Source organism: Streptomyces sp. SID12488 (assembly GCF_010548275.1).
In the GTDB taxonomy this organism is placed as follows: domain Bacteria; phylum Actinomycetota; class Actinomycetes; order Streptomycetales; family Streptomycetaceae; genus Streptomyces.
In genome coordinates this window covers 384,462-401,469 of the sequence record NZ_JAAGLT010000003.1, presented here as the reverse complement: position 1 = coordinate 401,469, position 17,008 = coordinate 384,462, and the positions used below count along the sequence as shown (strand labels likewise).

Annotated in this window: 17 protein-coding genes; 10 read left to right on the top strand and 7 right to left on the bottom strand. The window is 68.8% G+C overall.

Features of this window, described 5'->3' with window-relative positions:
- Positions 1-138 precede the first annotated feature (138 nt).
- The gene (locus G3I56_RS07915) at positions 139-915 is read left to right on the top strand and encodes a hypothetical protein (RefSeq protein ID WP_343239895.1); all 777 of its coding nucleotides are present in this window, start codon (positions 139-141) and stop codon (positions 913-915) included.
- Positions 903-1,943 carry a hypothetical protein gene (locus G3I56_RS07910; protein ID WP_164408141.1) on the top strand — a complete coding sequence of 347 codons (1,041 nt, stop codon included), beginning with the start codon at positions 903-905 and terminating at the stop codon, positions 1,941-1,943. The genes G3I56_RS07915 and G3I56_RS07910 overlap by 13 nt, the downstream gene beginning before the upstream one ends.
- Here G3I56_RS07910 and G3I56_RS07905 read toward each other — a convergent pair.
- Positions 1,933-2,451: an ATP-binding protein gene (locus G3I56_RS07905; RefSeq protein WP_164408140.1), complete on the bottom strand. Its 519-nt coding sequence runs from the start codon at positions 2,449-2,451 to the stop codon at positions 1,933-1,935. The two genes, G3I56_RS07910 and G3I56_RS07905, sit on opposite strands and share 11 nt — an antisense overlap.
- Before the next feature lie 261 nt (positions 2,452-2,712).
- On the opposite strand from G3I56_RS07905, the gene G3I56_RS07900 reads away from it, so the two are divergent.
- The 4 genes from G3I56_RS07900 (at position 2,713) to G3I56_RS07885 (ending at position 5,829) form a co-directional block, all read left to right on the top strand.
- Entirely contained in the window at positions 2,713-3,564 is an 852-nt protein-coding gene (locus G3I56_RS07900; RefSeq protein ID WP_164408139.1) for a helix-turn-helix transcriptional regulator, read from the top strand.
- 11 nt (positions 3,565-3,575) lie between these two features.
- Complete coding sequence (locus G3I56_RS07895) at positions 3,576-3,767, top strand: hypothetical protein (protein WP_164408138.1); 192 nt, start codon at positions 3,576-3,578, stop codon at positions 3,765-3,767.
- A 118-nt stretch (positions 3,768-3,885) separates the two neighbouring features.
- Complete coding sequence (locus tag G3I56_RS07890; protein WP_164408137.1) at positions 3,886-4,398, top strand: SigE family RNA polymerase sigma factor; 513 nt, start codon at positions 3,886-3,888, stop codon at positions 4,396-4,398.
- Positions 4,399-4,503: 105 nt separating this feature from the next.
- Positions 4,504-5,829 (top strand): hypothetical protein, encoded by a 1,326-nt coding sequence (locus G3I56_RS07885; RefSeq protein ID WP_164408136.1) that lies wholly within the window; start codon positions 4,504-4,506, stop codon positions 5,827-5,829.
- Positions 5,830-5,889: 60 nt separating this feature from the next.
- On the opposite strand, the gene G3I56_RS07880 is transcribed toward G3I56_RS07885, so the two are convergent.
- Entirely contained in the window at positions 5,890-7,215 is a 1,326-nt protein-coding gene (locus tag G3I56_RS07880; protein ID WP_164408135.1) for an Nramp family divalent metal transporter, read from the bottom strand.
- A 223-nt stretch (positions 7,216-7,438) separates the two neighbouring features.
- Between G3I56_RS07880 and G3I56_RS07875 the strand changes: the two genes are divergently transcribed.
- Positions 7,439-8,800: a M14 family metallopeptidase gene (locus G3I56_RS07875; RefSeq protein ID WP_164408134.1), complete on the top strand. Its 1,362-nt coding sequence runs from the start codon at positions 7,439-7,441 to the stop codon at positions 8,798-8,800.
- Positions 8,801-8,874: 74 nt separating this feature from the next.
- On the opposite strand, the gene G3I56_RS07870 is transcribed toward G3I56_RS07875, so the two are convergent.
- The 4 genes from G3I56_RS07870 to G3I56_RS07855 form a co-directional block, all read right to left on the bottom strand.
- A complete protein-coding gene (locus G3I56_RS07870; RefSeq protein ID WP_164408133.1) occupies positions 8,875-9,438 on the bottom strand; it encodes a hypothetical protein in 564 nt (187 codons plus the stop codon).
- A 203-nt stretch (positions 9,439-9,641) separates the two neighbouring features.
- Positions 9,642-10,055 carry a RidA family protein gene (locus G3I56_RS07865; RefSeq protein WP_164408132.1) on the bottom strand — a complete coding sequence of 138 codons (414 nt, stop codon included), beginning with the start codon at positions 10,053-10,055 and terminating at the stop codon, positions 9,642-9,644.
- Positions 10,055-10,864 (bottom strand): IclR family transcriptional regulator, encoded by an 810-nt coding sequence (locus G3I56_RS07860; protein ID WP_164408131.1) that lies wholly within the window; start codon positions 10,862-10,864, stop codon positions 10,055-10,057. Before G3I56_RS07860 ends, G3I56_RS07865 begins: the two co-directional genes overlap by 1 nt.
- Entirely contained in the window at positions 10,861-11,913 is a 1,053-nt protein-coding gene (locus tag G3I56_RS07855) for a sugar kinase (protein WP_164408130.1), read from the bottom strand. The genes G3I56_RS07860 and G3I56_RS07855 overlap by 4 nt, the downstream gene beginning before the upstream one ends.
- Positions 11,914-12,049: 136 nt before the next feature.
- Here G3I56_RS07855 and G3I56_RS07850 point away from each other — a divergent pair, with 136 nt between their 5' ends.
- Positions 12,050-13,387, top strand: a complete 1,338-nt coding sequence (locus G3I56_RS07850) for an amino acid deaminase (RefSeq protein WP_164408129.1) — start codon at positions 12,050-12,052, stop codon at positions 13,385-13,387.
- A 39-nt stretch (positions 13,388-13,426) separates the two neighbouring features.
- Positions 13,427-15,058 carry a D-aminoacylase gene (locus tag G3I56_RS07845; protein WP_164408128.1) on the top strand — a complete coding sequence of 544 codons (1,632 nt, stop codon included), beginning with the start codon at positions 13,427-13,429 and terminating at the stop codon, positions 15,056-15,058.
- A 76-nt stretch (positions 15,059-15,134) separates the two neighbouring features.
- Here G3I56_RS07845 and G3I56_RS07840 read toward each other — a convergent pair whose 3' ends face one another.
- Positions 15,135-16,022 carry a serine protease gene (locus G3I56_RS07840; RefSeq protein WP_164408127.1) on the bottom strand — a complete coding sequence of 296 codons (888 nt, stop codon included), beginning with the start codon at positions 16,020-16,022 and terminating at the stop codon, positions 15,135-15,137.
- A gap of 438 nt (positions 16,023-16,460) precedes the next feature.
- Between G3I56_RS07840 and G3I56_RS07835 the strand changes: the two genes are divergently transcribed.
- Positions 16,461-16,910, top strand: a complete 450-nt coding sequence (locus tag G3I56_RS07835; RefSeq protein WP_164408126.1) for a spore-associated protein — start codon at positions 16,461-16,463, stop codon at positions 16,908-16,910.
- The last annotated feature ends 98 nt before the right edge of the window (positions 16,911-17,008 follow it).

Sequence of the window (17,008 nt, the reverse complement as noted above, 5' to 3'; positions counted from 1 at the left end):
ATTCGACGGGAAGTTCGGAAGGGGCAAGGAACTGATCAGAAGCGGTGTGGGTCATGCTGTGCGGCGCAGAGGGAGGTGAAGATCACGTCCACTTGTGGAGGTGTCAGATGCGGGGCCTGACCATCGAGCCGAAGGGGCATGTACGGCGATCAGTCCTTTGCCGTTGCCACAGTGCAACCTTGGTTGCCTGGCGGAACCACCGGGCCCACCGATACCGTCTTGAGTTTGCCAGCACTTCTGTCTCACGGGGAGTCCACCTTGAAGCGCCGCTCTTTGCCCGTTGCTGCCGCGCTCGTCGCCTCCGCGGCCCTGCTGTTGACTGCCTGTGGCGGCGACGACAGCGGATCGAAGGACAACGACAAGATCGCCGGGGCCGATACCGGTAGCGAGACCTCGACATCGCCGACGGCGTCCGCCTCGGCCGACTCCGCCGACCGGCCGAAGATCGAGCTGCCGTCGGATGTCACGGACAAGTTCGAGAGCTGGAAGACGGGAGACGCGGCCAAGGACTCAGTCCTTGCGGACACCGCTGGGCGGATCGATGCGACGAACGACGCCATCGTGCGCGGCGACACAGGTACGCCGAACCTTTCCTTCTACTACCGGGACAAGGCACTGAGCGACGCGGTCGCGTGGGTGCAGGCGTATATCGACGCCAACATGTCCTTCACCGGGACGACTCGTTACTACGCGCCGCAGGTCACCTTGTCGGGCGAGACAGAGGCGTCCGTCGTCTACTGCGCCGATGAGAGCAAGGGGTTCAACAAGAACCGGAAGACCAACAAGGTCGACCGAACGCCTTCGAGTGAGAGCCCGTACGTGCTGTACAACACACGCCTGGAGAAGAGCGAGCAGGGCGTGTGGCAGGCGATCAATCTGGTCTCGAAGCGGGGGGACAAGACATGCACGGCATAAGCAGGTGGAGCACGGTCGTGGCGTTGGGTGCGACTGCGGTCGTGTGCGCCGCGGGATTGTCGAGCACAGCTGTGGCGTACGGACCCGGTGACGGGCAGGGTTCCACCACGGGTCCCTCCGGCAACACGGACGGCAAGGGCACGATCTCCGCCACCGCCGGTGAAGTCATCTTCAACCGCGACAACAACGGCCACGGCCAGTCGACCGGCCGTGTCACCTCGGCGTCGAACTGGACTCCGCCCGCCTGCTACTACGCGCCGATGTACACCCCGGAACAGTTCCAGAAGGCCAGGGAACCGGTCTGGAATGCCGGTTCGACCGGCAACGGGTGGGACGTCTCGCAGCGGGACCGGTTCGTCAATGGCAAGCCCTACAAGGACTTCAACAAGGACAAGACAGGCAAGGGCTACTTCTGGGGTTCTTACGTCAGCGAAGGCCGCGCGGGGGAACCCGGCGCGCTCGACTGCACCAAGGACTACTTCTGGGTCGACACCGGCGCAGCCCCGCCCGCCGACATCGCCGAGGCGATCACACCGAAGATGCTCGCCGACCTTGCGTACGCCGAGATCCGCGTCCCCTCCACAAAGGTGACCCTCGCTCCCGCCGGCGCCACCAAGGTGAACCTTCCGACCTGGGCCTGGCTGGACGCGGCCCAGTTCAAGCCGGTGTCGGTGACCGCGTCCGTCCCGATTCTCAATGTCGAGGCCACCACCGTCGCCGAGCCCGTCTCCCTGAGGATCGAGCCCGGCACCGCCGACGCGCAGGTCTACCCCGCGTCCGGCGTCTGCACGTTCGTCAACGGGCGGATCGGGGAGCCCTACGCCGCCGGGAAGTCGAAGCAGACCCCGCCCTGTGGAGTGAAGTACCTGCGCTCCTCCGGCGACGGGACCTACCCTCTCCGCGCCACCATCACCTGGAAGATCCACTGGACCGGCACGGGTGTCAACAACCCGCAGGCCCTGCCCGACGGTGAGTTCGGGGCCGAGCAAGCCGTCGTCGTTCAGGAGATCCAAGCCGTCAATCGCTGAGCCGACTCCCGTTCCCTTCCTGTCCGTACTTCGCCGCCGTCTCTCGCGGCAGCGTCGCCCACATGCGCGTCCCGCCGCCCGGTTCTCGGGACGCGCCGAAGCCCCAGTCGCCCTCGCAGGCCCGGCATACGCAGGCCAGCACCCGCAGGGAGGCTCGGCGGCGGGTGTCACACGCTGCCGCGAGGTTCGGTTGGGTGTGGCGGGGGTGGCTGTCGTAGACGATCACCCGGAGCGTGGCGGCGCGGTAGCGGAGGGCGAGGTAGAAGTCCATGGACTCCGTGAACTGGCATGCCGTTGCCGTGAGTTCGGATACCGCCTGCAGGGCTGGGTCCAGCATGTCGGCCAGGTCGTGGGCACGCAGGAACGCCGTGGCCGCCGCGCTCGCCATCGCCGGGCTCGCCAGTGCCGCCGGGAGAGTCAGGCTGTACCGGAGGGTTTCGGGCGTGGGGCGGGTTGGGTCTGCCGGGAACGTGGGGGCGGCTGGACAGCGGGAGTTGGGGACTGGCATCGGGGCTCCTTGGTGTGCGTGTACGGGCGTGATCGCAGTCGGTGGCCTGTCTCCCTGACGCGAGTCCGCCCCTCCCGGGGAAGGAGGCTGCGGGCAGGCTCGCGCGATGCGCTTCCAACTGCCGTGTGTAGCGTGCGCATTACCTAATGTAGCCACAGCGGGGCCAAGATTGGCCCCGCTGGGTGGAAATTGCGCACGATCGTGGCTGGGTCGCACAAACAAGCGGCAAGCTGTTGACGATCACCCGGCGGAAGGAACGGCATGGCAGCGAGGACGTCGCCCACGGAACGCCAGCGGCGACTGGGGTTCGAGGTACGCAGAATGCGCACGTCAGCGGGCATGTCCGGGGAGTACGCCGCCGGATTGCTGGGCGTGGATCGAGGCAAGATCTCGCATATCGAGTCCGGCGTGCGTGCCATCAGCCCGGACCGTGTGCGCACCCTCGCCTGCAATTGCGGCTGCCACGACGAGCCCTACGTCGAAGCTCTGGCAGAGATGGCCCAACCCGCCGCACGGGGCTGGTGGGACAAATACCGGGGGTCCCTTCCCCAGGGGATGCTGGACATCGCGGAGTTGGAGGCACACTCCGTGCGTATGCGAGCGGCGTACACGGTGCACATCCCGGGTCTCCTCCAGACGTCCGACCACGCGCTCGCGGTCTTTCGGGCCGTCCTCCCCCCGCTCCCGGAGCATGAGATCGCCCTACGGCTGGCCCATCGCGCGGAACGCCAGCAGGTACTGGACGGCGGCAATCCGCCCGAGTTCGTCGCCGTCGTGCACGAGGCAGCCCTCCGGATGCAGTTCGGCGGCCGGGACGTCGTCAGAGTTCAGCTCTTGCAGCTCGCGAACAGGTCCGAACAGGACAACGTGACGTTGCTGGTCATTCCCTTCGACGCCGGGACATTTCCGGGGGCCGGGCAGACGGTGCTGTACGCGGAAGGGCCCGTTCCTCAGCTCGACACCGTTCAGATCGACAACTCACACGGACCGGATTTCCTCCACGCAGAAGGCCAGTTGGCGAAGTACCGTGCCCACCTGGACTGGATGGAGGGCCTCGCCCTGTCACCGGAGGCGTCGCGCGAATTCATCCAGGACATCGCCGACCAACTCTGAGGGAGCCATCCATGCACGACATCACCTGGGAAGACCCGTTCTGCGGCGAGGGAAACTCCTGCTTCCGCCTAGGCACCGACCCCACCGGCAACGCCTACATAGCCGTTGCCGGTGCCGAGGACACCTATCTCGCCGACACCCGTGAAGCCCTCCGTACCCTCATCCTCGAGATCAAGGCGGGGAAAGCCGACCACCTCCTCTGAGGCTCGCTGAGACTCTCCAAGGTTTCCCTGCAACATTTCCCCCTGCCCATCGCGTCAATGAGGTGTGTACAGACCACGCGCCCACGACCTGGGCGCGAGCACGCAACGGGGGAAACGTATGAGAAAGGTCCGCGCGGACGAGTACGCGGAGTTCGCGGTGGCGCGCGCGGGGCATCTGTACCGCTCCGCGTGTCTGCTCACCGCCGGGGACACATACCTCGCCGAGGACCTGGTGCAGGAGACCCTCGGGCGGTTGTACGTCAACTGGGGGCGCGTCTCCCGGGCCAACAACCCTGCGGGGTACGCGCAGACCGTGCTCACCCGTGCCTTTCTCACGCATCAGCGACGCCGCAGCAGTTCCGAGCGGGCCACCGACGTGCTGCCCGAGATGCCCGTCCCCTCCGCCGGAGCCGACGTGACCATGCGGCTCACCCTCGTCGAAGCACTCGCCCAACTCCCGCCCAAGGACCGGGCGGTGGTCGTTCTGCGGTACTGGGAGGACCGGTCCATCGAGGAGACGGCGCGTGCGATGAACGTCAGCTCGGCCGCCGTACGCACCCGTTGCGTCCGCGCACTCGCCCGGTTGCGCATCCTCCTCGGCGAGGAAATCGGCGAGTACGCGGTCCGCTGACATCCGCGTCCCTTCCCCCCACCCCACCCCTCTCTTCTCCTCCCCACCCCTCTCCTCCCCGTCCCGGTACACAATTCCCGTACACAGCAGAAGTGGTGGTTCCCCATGTCCGTTGAACATCGTGACGACCGGTTCGAGGACCGGCTCGGCGCCGCCCTGCGCAACGCCGGCGGTGCCTTCGACGCCGATCGGGCCGCCCTCGTCGCCGGTGGTGAGAGCCGCGGGCGTCGGCTCCGAATGCGCCGCCGGACCGCTGTCGTGAGCGGCGCCGCCGCGATCGCGTTGGTGGGGGTGGTCGGCGCGCTGGTCGCGCCCTGGGGCGGCGACGGGACCGGACAGCGGAACGTGGGGTCCGGCGGGACCACGGTCGGGCCCGGTGACGCCACCGGTACCGCCACCCCGCCCCCCGTCTCCGGCGCCCAACTGCTCGGCACCCTCAAGGAGTTGTTGCCGGAGGGTGCGCTCAGCGAGGAGTCGGCGCGTGGCACGGACTCGGAGCTGGGTCCGCACGCGTATGCCGTGTTCGACGACGGGAAGGGCGCCGCGGCTCTCTCCGTCGGCCTCGACCGGCTGGAGCCGGGGAGCGTGCCGACCCGGGAGGTGACCGAGTGCCCGGACCCGGCGTTCGTCCAGTACGACGACTGCGCGAGGAGCACGCTGACCGGCGGTGCGGTGCTCAGGATCCTCAAGGGGTACGAGCACTCGGACAGTCCCGTCGGCACGAAGCTGTGGACGGCGGACCTCGTCACGCCCGACGGGGAGCATGTGTCGTTGCGTGAGTGGAATGCCGCCGCCGAGCGGGGCAAGCCCGTCAGTCGTCCCGAACCGCCTCTGTCCAGCAGCCAGTTGAAGGCCTTCGTCACCGCCCCGGCGTGGCTCAGGGCCGTCAACGCCATTCCCGCGGCCGGCGCTACGGGGACCCCCTCGGTCTCGTCGACCCCGTCGACCCCGTCGGCGTCCAGCCGGCCTTCCGGAGTCGACAGCGCCACCATCCTGACGACACTCACCGGTCTGCTCCCGAAGGGCCTCAGCGTGGTCGGCAAGAGCGCCGAGGACACCGATGAGACCGAGTACGGCTATGTCGTCGTCGACGACGGCGAGGGCAAGAGCTTCGTCCAGATCAATGTGCAGCCCAACATGAGCGACGTCGAGGGCGAGCTCTTCGGCGAGGGCTCGGGCGCCGTGACCCTGCCCGACGGGATCAAGGTCGCCGTCCGTCAGGGAGTCGGCGACGACAAGGGGCTGGGGCTCGTCATGCGGACCGCCGACGCCATCTGGCCCGACGGTCTGCGGGTGGCCGTCAGCGCCTTCAACTCCGCCAGCCAGATCACCGGCCCGACCCGGGAGAATCCCGCCCTGACCCTCGACCAGCTCAAGGCGATCGCCACCGACTCGAAGTGGCAGGGTCTGCAGCCCCCGCCCCCCAACTGAGCCTGCGCCAAAGGGCTCTGGGCACTGAATGGACTGATTGGACTGAATGCGCAAGGGGGCTCAGAAGAACTCCGACCACGGCTGGTCCCAGATCTGCTTCACGCACAGCACCAGGAACAGCAGGCCCGCGATCACCAGCATCGCGTTGCTCAGCAGCCGGTTGCGCCATTCGGCGGGTGTGCGGGAGGAGTTGAGCAGGACCAGCAGGGTGCCGGCCAGGAAGGGGAGGAAGGCCGCGCCGAGGACGCCGTACAGGATGATCAGGCGGAAGGGCTGGCCCTGGAAGAGCAGGACGATGGGCGGGAAGGTCAGCCACAGCAGGTACGCGCGGAACGGCCACGACCGCTGGCGGGTGCCCGAGGCGACCTCCTCGCCCGTCGTCCGGGTTCCGCGGAAGCGTTCCACGAAGTCCGCGAACATCAGGCTCACGCCGTGCCAGACGCCGATCAGTGACGTGTAGGAGGTGGCGAAGAAGCCGATCAGGAAGAACTTCGCGGTCGCCGTGCCGTACTTGTCCTCCAGGATGTCGCTCAGCTGGATCAGGCCCTTGTCGCCGCTCGCGATCGACACATTGGCCGAATGCAGCAACTCCGCGCCCACGAACAGCATCGCCACCACGAAGATGCCCGTCGTCACGTACGCGACGCGGTTGTCGAGGCGCATCACCTTCATCCAGCCGGTGTTGGTCCAGCCCTTCGCGTTGACCCAATAGCCGTACGCCGCGAGGGTGATGGTGCCGCCCACGCCGCCGACCAGGCCCAGCGTGTTGAGGATCGAGTCCTTCTCGTCGGGGAGGACGGGCAGCAGGCCGGCGAAGGCGTCCCCGAGGTTCGGGGTGACCCGGATCGCCAGATAGACCGTGACGACGAACATCACGCCCACCAGCACGGTCATGACCTTCTCGAAGACCTCGTACTTGTTGAACCAGACGAAGACCAGGCCCGACAACCCGCACAGGATCGCCCATGCCTTGAGGTCCATGACGTCCGGGAACAGTGCCTGGAGCGGCAGCGCGCTCGACGACATCGCCGCCGCGCCGTAGACGAAGCCCCAGATCACGACGTACGCGACGAAGAAGTACGTCGTCCAGCGACCGAGGCTCGCCCAGCCGTCGAAGAGGGTGCGGCCGGTGGCGAGGTGCCAGCGGCCGGCCGCCTCGGCGAGGGAGATCTTGACCAGGCAGCCGAGTACGGCGGCCCACAGGAGGGTGTAGCCGAAGTTGCTGCCGGCGATGAGTGTCGCCACCAGGTCGCCGGCGCCGACGCCGGTCGCCGCGACGACGATCCCCGGGCCGATGTACTTCCAACTGGACTTACGGGGAGTTGAGTTGGGCCCTGGGGCGTCCGTGGCCCCTGTTTCCGTGGTGTTCCCTGTGGTGTCCGCCATGTGCGTAAAGAAAGCGCAAAGAGGCGGGGGTGCACAAGAGGGCGTCAGTCGGTTCACGCCATCGGTTCACGCCATCGCCCCGCCAGGCACTCTTGACCTGCCCATGTCATGGCCGCACGATGGCGCCACACCCCGCACCAGTCCGTCGCACCGAAGAACCACCCCCCGCTCCACTCCCCAGCTTCCGGAGATCCCGGAACTCCCGGAGAAATCAGGAGACTTCATGCGACTTCGCACACGAGGCCAAGGTGCCCGCAGCGGCAGACGGTCCGCCGCCGCTGTCGGCCTGCTGTCGCTCGCCCTCGCCGTCGGCCTCACCTCCACGACACCCGACAACGCCACCGCGACCAGCGGCAAGCGCCCGGCGGCCTCGGCCGACGACATCCGCCAGTACGAGATCAACTTCGCGAACTCCACGTCCGACGTCCGCACCGACATCATGGCGTCGGGTGTGACCGTGGACGAGGCCGACGAGGAGAGGGTCGTCGTCTCCGGCCGCGCCGAGCAGGCCAGGAAACTGGCCCAACGCGGCTACGAGATCACCCTGTTGGGCTCGGCCCCGGACCGCTCCAGCAGCGCCGACGACGTACGGCTGCTCGACTTCCCCACAGCCGACTCCCGCTATCACAACTACGCCGAGATGACCTCGGAGATCAACTCCCTCGTCTCGGCCAACTCCTCCATCGCCAGTCAGCGGGTCATCGGTACCTCGTACTCGGGCCGGAACATCGTCGCCATCAAGCTCAGCGACAACGTCGGCACCGACGAGGCCGAGCCCGAGGTGCTGTTCACCCACCACCAGCACGCCCGTGAGCATCTCACTGTCGAGATGGCGCTCTACCTGCTGCGCAACCTGACGTCCACCTACGCCACCGACTCGCGGGTCAAGTCGATGATCGACTCCCGTGAGATCTGGATCATCCCGGACCTCAACCCGGACGGCGGCGAGTACGACATCGCGACCGGTTCATACCGTTCGTGGCGCAAGAACCGTCAGCCCAACAGCGGTTCGTCGAACGTCGGCACGGACCTCAACCGCAACTGGGACTACCGCTTCGGCTGCTGCGGCGGTTCCTCCGGCTCGACCTCGTCCGAGACATACCGCGGTACGGCCGCCGAGTCCGCGCCCGAGGTCAAGGTGGTCGCGAACTTCGTCCGCACCCGGGTCGTCGGCGGCGTCCAGCAGATCAAGACGGGCATCGACTTCCACACGTACAGCGAACTGGTGCTGTGGCCCTTCGGGTACACGACCGCCAACACCACGACGGGCATGACCCAGGACGACCGGGACGCCTTCGCCACGGTCGGCGGGAAGATGGCCGCCAGCAACGGCTACACGCCCGAGCAGTCGAGCGACCTCTACATCACGGACGGCTCGATCGACGACTACCTCTGGGGCAGTCAGAAGATCTTCTCGTACACCTTCGAGATGTATCCGGCGTCCAGCTCCGGTGGCGGTTTCTATCCGCCCGACGAGGTGATCGACCGGGAGACGGCCCGTAACCGGGACGCGGTGCTGCAGCTGCTGGAGAACTCCGACTGCATGTACCGGTCCATCGGGAAGCAGGCGCAGTACTGCTCCTGATGAACATCTGAGGTAGGTAGTGGGGAGCTGCGTGGCCCGCTGTCTGTGGCCGGCCGCGCAGTTCCCCGCGCCCTTTAAGGGGCGCTCTTCTCCTCGACCTCGGATGCGTCGGCGTCCTCGGATGCGTCGGCGCCATCGGATTCGTCGGCGTCCTCGAAGTAGGCGTCCAGGACCGCGTCCAGCTCCGTTTCCCACTCCTGGTGCTGGGACTTCGCCTTCGCCTCGATCTCGACCGGGTACCAGCGGCGGTCCGGAGTGTGGACCGTCACCGTGAGCCGCTTGCCGAATCGGGACGTCTCCGTCTCCACGGCCCCGATCTCGTCCCAGCGGAACTCGCACTCCTGGTCGTCCAGGTAGAGCCGTACGCCACTGTGGTCGGCGATGATCTTCGCCCGGCGGTCGGACGCCTCGAAGACGGGGCCATCGACCTCGGGGGTCTCCACCTCTGCCTCCGCTTCCCCGTCCGGCGCCGGGGTGGCCTCTTCCGGGGTGACCTCCTCCACTGCGGCTTCCTCCACCGGGGCCGGAACCCCGTCCTCCGGCTCGGCCGGCACGGGTGAAGTGAGCCCGGGGATGGCCGCAGGGTCGATCGCGGCGGTTTTCAGGGGCTTGCTGCTCGAACCTATGCGCTGCTCCACAGGCGAAAGTATGGCGGACATTGCTGTGTCATGGGACAGCAGGGGCCCCAGAGATCCGGAGAGATCACGCGATCTGCACGAACAGGCTCGGTACGGCCGCCATCGCGAACCTGTCGCCGAACCCCGTCGCCGAGCCCTGGGCGCCGCGCGGCACCACGGAGATCGGACACGGCCCGGTGCCCTGAGGGACACGGGGGTGGGACTCAGTTGTCCAGTACCGCCAGCGCGTCGATCTCGATCAGGAGCCCCGCGGGGAGGCCCACGTACACCGTGGTGCGGGCGGCCGGGGGTGCGGTGAGGTTCTGCTCCGCGAAGTAGGTGTTGTAGATGCCGTTCATCTCGGCGAAGTGGTCGACGTCCGTGAGGTAGACGCGGATCATCATCACGTCGTCCCAGCTCGCGCCGCCCTCCTCCAGGATGGCCTTGACGTTGGCGAGGGTCTGGAGGGTCTGCTCGGCCAGGGTCGGGCCGGCGGGCGTGGGGGGCTGCCCCTCGACGGCGGGCAGGAAGCCGACCTGACCGGCGACCTGGAGGATGTTCCCCTTCTTCACGCCGTGGGAGAACCTGGCGGGCGGGGCGGTGTGGGTCTTGGGGACGAGAGCGATCTTGTCTGTCATCAACCGTTGTCCTTCGTGGGCATGGGCCTGGGCGTGGGCGTGGATGCGGGCGTGACGGTGGGGGTGGGGGTCTTGCCGGAGTACTCACCACTGATGGCATCCGCCGTACGGCGTACCAGCGGGAGCAGGGTGAGGAGTTCGTCGGCGGTGACGACGACGTTGGGGGCGGAGACGGACATGGCGGCGACCACGCGTCCGTCGGTACCGCTGATGGGGGCCGCGACGCAGTTGATGGACTCCTCGTGACCGCCGAGGTCGGTGGCCCAGCCCTGCTCGCGCACCTTCTCCAACTCCCTTAGGAAAGCGGGGGCGTTGGGGGTGGAGCGGGAGGTGTACATGGGGTAGTCGAGCTTGTCGGCGACGGCACGCCGCTCGGGCTCGGGCAGATCGGCGAGGAGCAGCTTGGCGACGGCGGCGACGGTGATCGCGACGGGCTTGCCGATCCGCGAGTACATGCGCACCGGGTAGCGGCTCTCGACCTTGTCGATGTAGAGGACCTCGCCCTCCTCGTGCACGGCGAGGTGGACGGTGTGCCCGCACTGCTCGTTGAGGCGTACGAGGTGGGGGTGGGCGATCTCCCGGATGTCGAGGTTCTCGACGGCTTCCTGGGCGAGCGCGAAGAGGCGGGCGCCGAGGCGGTAGCGCTGGTCGGACTGGCGGTAGACGAGTCCGTGCTCGTGCAGGGTGCGCAGCAGCCTCAGGGCGGTGGACTTGTGGACGCCGAGCCGGTCGGCGACCCGGCCGAGGTCGGCGGGGCCCTCGGCGAGCAACGGCAGGATGCTCAGCGCGCGGTCGACGGTCTGGCTCATGGGGTGCGTACCTCCTCGGGGGCCTGCTCGGCTTGCGTCCAGCCGGGGCCGAGTCGAAGTGTCCCCCACACCGTGTCGTCGAGAGCGGCCAGCCGGTCGGCGTGGTCGCGGGCGGGTGGAGCGGCGAGATCGCCGGGGGCGGTGAGGACGGCGGCGGCCATGAGGTGGCCGTGCCGGATGCGGTCCCGTACGGGGAGACCCCGAAGGGTGGCCGAGAGGAACCCGGCAGCGAAGGCGTCGCCGGCGCCCACTGCCGCGACGACGTCGACCCGGGGCGCCGGAACGTGGGTGGCACCGCTGTCCCTTCCGAAGGCGACGGCTCCTCCCCCGCCCTGCTTGACGACGACGAGGCCCGGCTCGGGCAGCGCCTCTGCGACAGCACGGGCCCCGTCCAGCCCCCAGGCGTCCCGTGCCTCGTCGGCGCCGACGAAGACGAGGTCGGCCCGGCGCGCGAGGTCGAGCAGGACCCGCGGCCCGTGGGCGTCGGTCCACAGTCCCGGGCGGAAGTTGACGTCGAAGGAGACGAGCGGCCGCCCCGGCCGGGCCTCGGTCAACTCCCACAGCAGGTCGAGACAGTCGCCGGACAGGGCCGCCGTGATCCCGGACAGATGCAGCACCCGCCCCGCGCGCGCCGCCGCCAGGTCCACGTTCTCCGCCGACAGCACCGAGGCCGCCGAACCGGCGCGGTAGTACGCCACCTCGTGCGCGTCGGTCTCACGGTCCCCCGCCGTACGGAAGTACACGCCCGTCGGACGCGCCGGATCACGCCGTACGGACGCCACGTCCACCCCGTACCACCCGATCGCCCCGACCAGGTGGTCGCCGAAGCCGTCGGCGCCGACGCGGCTGATCCAGCGGGCGGAGTGGCCGGCGGCGGCGAGGGCGCACGCCACGTTGGACTCGGCGCCGCCGATGGCACGCTCGAAGGACGGTACGTCGGCGAGGCGGCCGGGCCGGGAGGGCAGGAAGGTGACCATGGACTCGCCGAGCGCGACGACGTCCACGATCTCCACGACGTCGGGGGCGTTGCGGGGGCCCGTGATGGTCACGATCGTCGTAGCTCCTCGGTGATGCGGGGGAGGCGGCGGCTCCGTTGACCCCGCGTTGGCGAGATGTTAGACAGCGGTGAGCAATATACGCAATGCTCGTTGCAAGTAGCGCAACGAGTTTGACGAGGGAGGTCCCATGGGCGCCGAGGACATCGAGCGCGACGAGGGTGTCGAGGGCAGCCGGGGTGTCGAGGTCGCCGGAGCGCTCGCCCGGCTGGCCGCCGAACGCGTCGACGCCCGCTTCAAGGGCCTCCCGCCGGACGCCGACGGCCTGACCGTCGGCGAGCTGGCCGCCCAGCGCCGCAACCTCTTCACCGGCGGCTTCACCACCCCCGTACTGACCCTCTCCGCCGAGCGCCTCACCCACAACCTGGAGCTGATGGAGACGTACGCGGCCCGCCACGGCCTCGCCTTCGCCCCGCACGGCAAGACCTCCATGGCCCCCCAGCTCTTCCGGCGCCAGCTCGACCACGGCGCCTGGGGCATCACCCTCGCGGTCCCCCACCAGGTGCGCGTCGCCCGCGCGTTCGGCATCCAACGGGTTTTCCTGGCCAACGAGTTGGTCGACCCGGCGGCCCTGCGCTGGATCGCCGCGGAGCTGACCGCCGACCCGGACTTCCGATTCGTCTGTTACGTCGACTCCGTGCGCGGGGCGGAACTGATGGACGCGGCTCTCACGGAGGCGAGGGCGGCGGCGGGTGCCCGTCCACTGGACGTGGTCGTCGAACTCGGCGCCGGCGAGGGCGCCCGGACCGGCGTACGCACGGAGGCGGAGTGCGCGGCGGTCGCCGACGCGGTGGCCGCCGTACCGACGCTGCGGCTGGTCGGGGTCGCGGGGTACGAGGGCGAGGTGCCGCAGTCCGACCCGGATCGGGTGCGGGCGTGGCTGCGGCGGCTGGTGGCCCTGGCGGCGGACTTCGACAAGGCGGGACGGTTCGACGGAGCCGAGGAGGTCATCGTGAGCGCGGGCGGCAGCGCCTGGTTCGACGCGGTCGCCGACGTCTTCGGGGAGATCCCCGAACTGTCTCTCCCTGTACTGAAGTTGCTGCGCTCGGGGGCGTACGTCTCGCACGACGACGGCCGCTATCGCAAGGTCACCCCGTTCAACCGGGTCCCTGAGGAAGGCGCCCTGGAGCCCGCCTTCCGCCTGTGGACGCAGGTCGTCTCACGTCCGTCCTCCGAGCAGGCCTTCGTCAACGCGGGCAAGCGGGACGCGGCGTACGACCTTGACCTGCCGGTACCCCAGGCGATCCGCAGGGAGGGGGCTCCGGAGCGGCCCGCCACCGGCATCTCGGTCACCGGGCTCTCCGACCAGCACGCCTGGCTGCGTACGGCCCCGGAGGCGGATCTGGAGGTCGGCGACTGGCTGGGCCTGGGGCTGTCCCACCCGTGCACGTCGTTCGACAAGTGGCAGCTGATCCCGGTCGCCGAGGCGGACGGCACAGTCGTCGAGTACATCCGCACGTTCTTCTGATCTCCGATCTGCGATCTCCAACTGTTGAGGAGGCCCGGCGTGGATGAGCTCGTCATTCGGGACGCGGACGTCGTGGACGGCTCCGGCGGGCCGTCGTACCGCGCCGATGTGGTGATCGACGGCGGGCGGATCGTGTCGATCGTCCAGGAGGCGGCAGCGGCAGGATGTCAACGCCCCAAGGCGCGCAGGGAGTTGGACGCGGAGGGTCTGGCCCTCTCCCCTGGCTTCATCGACATGCACGCCCACAGCGACCTGGCCCTGCTCCGCGACCCCGATCACAGCGCGAAGGCGGCGCAGGGGGTGACCCTCGAAGTCCTGGGCCAGGACGGGCTGTCGTACGCCCCGGTCGACGACCGCACCCTCGCCGAGGTCCGCCGCGCGATCACCGGCTGGAACGGCCACGGCGACGACATCGAGTTCGACTGGCGTTCCGTGGGCGAGTACCTGGACCGTCTCGACCACGGTTTCGACGGCGAGGGCATCGCCGTCAACGCGGCCTATCTGATCCCGCAGGGCACGGTACGGATGCTCGCCGTCGGCTGGGACGACCGGGACGCGACGCCCCAGGAGCTGGACCGGATGCGGCAGTTGGTCACGGAGGGGATGGCACAGGGCGCGGTGGGCATGTCGTCGGGGCTCACCTACACGCCCGGCATGTACGCCAAGGATGCCGAACTCACGGAACTCTGCCGGGTGGTGGCGTCGTACGGCGGCTACTACTGCCCGCACCACCGGTCGTACGGGGCGGGCGCGTTGGAGGCGTACGCGGAGATGGTGGAACTGACCCGCGAGGCGGGCTGCCCGCTCCATCTCGCCCACGCCACCATGAACTTCGGCGTGAACGAGGGCCGGGCACCGGAGCTGCTGTCACTGCTCGACGAGGCGCTGGCGGCGGGAGCGGACCTGACCCTGGACACGTATCCCTACACGCCCGGCTCCACAACGCTCGTGGCGATGCTGCCGAGTTGGGCGAGCGAGGGCGGCCCGGAGGAGATCCTGCGACGCCTGACGGACGCCGACACAGCCGAACGCATCCGTCACGACATGGAGTTCGTCGGCGCGGACGGCTGCCACGGCGTACCGATCGAGTGGGACACGATCGAGATCTCCGGGGTGACGGACCCGGCGTTGAACGACTTCGTGGGCCGCACGGTCCAGGAGTCGGCGAAGGCGAACGGTGGGACCCCCTGGTCGACGGCCCGCAATCTGCTGCTGACCGACCGCCTGGGCACGACGATCCTCCAGCACGTCGGCCACGAGGAGAACGTCCGGGCGATCATGCGCCACCGCGTCCACACGGGCGGCTCGGACGGCATCCTCCAGGGCACGAAACCGCATCCGCGCGCGTACGGCACGTTCCCGCGGTATCTCGGGCGGTACGTAAGGGAGTTGGAGGTCCTCTCCCTGGAGGAGTGCGTGGCCCACCTGACCTCGCGCCCGGCGGCCCGGCTGCGGCTGCCGGACCGGGGCCTGGTCCGCGAGGGCTACCGAGCCGACCTGGTCCTCTTCGACGCGGCAACCGTCGCGGCGGGCTCAACCTTCGAGGCGCCGCGCACGCTCCCGACGGGCATCCCGTACGTACTGATCGACGGCCGGTTCGTGATGGAGGACGGCCGCAGAACGGACGTACTGGCGGGCAGGGCGGTCCGCCGCTCAGCCCCGCGCCCCTGAAGGGGCGCGGGGAACTGCGCGACCAGCCACAACGGCGCAGCAGACGCACCACGACCGATCCCGCCCCCGCGGAGCGTTACGGCTTCGGCAAGGTGCAACCGCTCGCGCTGAGGTTCAGCTTGTTGTCGAGGCCGAAGCACGCCGGGATCTGGTAGGTCTCCTGGGCATAGTTGATGCCCGCGCGAACGGTCACCGTGCCGTTGGCGTCGACCTCGCAGGGGTTGTTGTCGGTGCAGCGCGCACCATCCTCGTTGCCGGTGTTGTTGACGGCGACGACGTTGCCGGTGGCGTTGTCGACGACCGGCGAGCCCGAGGTGCCGCCGATGGTCTGGCAGGCGGAGGTGTAGCGGACCGAGTCCTTCCAGGTCCACTCGCCTTCCTTGAGGCGGTAGGCGAAGCCGTCGACGTTGCAGGCGTACGTCCGCTTCCAGTAGCCGGAGACGACGGTGATCGCGGTGCCGACGACCGGGTGGGTGGTGTTGAGCGTGAGCGGGTTGATGTTGTACGAGCTCTTGATCGCCGCGTAGGTGGTCGTGAGCTGGTAGATCGACACGTCCGTGTCGGTCATCGTCGCGTACGCGATCTTGCTGGCGCGCAGGGTGGCGACGCGGGTCGCTGCGGCGTTGAGCAGCCCGAAGGTACGGGTGGACGCCTGGTCGACGATGACCTCGCCGGCCTCCGGGAAGCCCGTCTCCAGGCAGTGCCCGTTGGACATGACCAGCGCCGGGTCGTCGGCCTCGGAGTTCGGGAAGCGGACGAGCGAGCCGGAACAGTTGGAGAGCGAGACAGTGCCGGCGAAGTTGACGGCCTGGATGGCCGGTGCGGCGGCCACCTCGGCCGAGGCCTTGACCACGGCGCTCTTCGCGGCGGGCGCGGCCGTGTCGGCCTGCGCGGCGACCGCGGGTGCCGCTCCCGCCCCGGTGATCACCAGGGCTGCGAGCGCGGCAAGGAGAGGCTTGTTCATGTGGGGGTCCCCTCGTACGAAGGAACGACCGGAGGTTTTCCGGCCGCTCGCTTTTTGTCATGCGCATTGTGATGCGGGAGGGGCTGCTGGGGCAAGGAATCGTTTCCGGCCGCGAGTTGGCGGGATTGTGCGCACCGGGCGCGCCCCTCCCCGACAGGCTGACCTTTGTCCGCCGGCGACGCGAGGGAGACGCTGGACGTCACGCTCGTGCGGCCCGAGCTGGCGATGAAGGCCGGTGTCGACATCGTCCGGGACAACGCCAACCAGTGGCGTCTTCCGCACACCGGCATCGTGCCCGCGCGGACACCGACGTCCGGGTACCCGTGTACGGACGATGCTCAGGCCACACGTTTTTTGCGGGCCGCGTACAACCGTTCCGATGTGCCGCGTGTCAGACCAGACAGGAGCAACCAACCGCAAAGAACACAAGGGGGAAATATGAGTTTCAACCGTTCGGTCTTAACGGCGGCCGCCTTCGCCGCCCTGGCAGTGGGGACCACCACTGCCCTGGCAGCGCCCGCCTCAGCCGCACCCAACACCACGGCGCAGAAAGTCTGCGGAAGCGCCTACAAGACCGTGAACTCGGCGCCCGTCGGCTCACTGGGCACCGTCTACCTCACGTACAACTCCTCCAACGGCAAGAACTGCGTCGCGACCATCCGCACGAACCCGGGCACCGTCCTGGACATGTCCGCCTATGTCTACATCCCCGACACCGACGAGTACGACGAGGACTTCGGGCAGTACACCTCGTACGCGGGACCGGTTTACGCGTACGGCAAGAGCCACTGCGTCACCTGGGGCGGCAGCATCAGCAACGTGTACGTGCAGGTGACCGGCTCCAACTGCGCCGCGCTCAAGGAGCACCGGACCACCTTCACCCGCTGACCCGGCCGTTCCTTCAGGCCACCATGCTCGCGCGCCGCTCCGCCCCCTCTCCCGAGGGTGCGGCCGGTGGCGGGAACCCGCACTGGCGGACTCGCTGA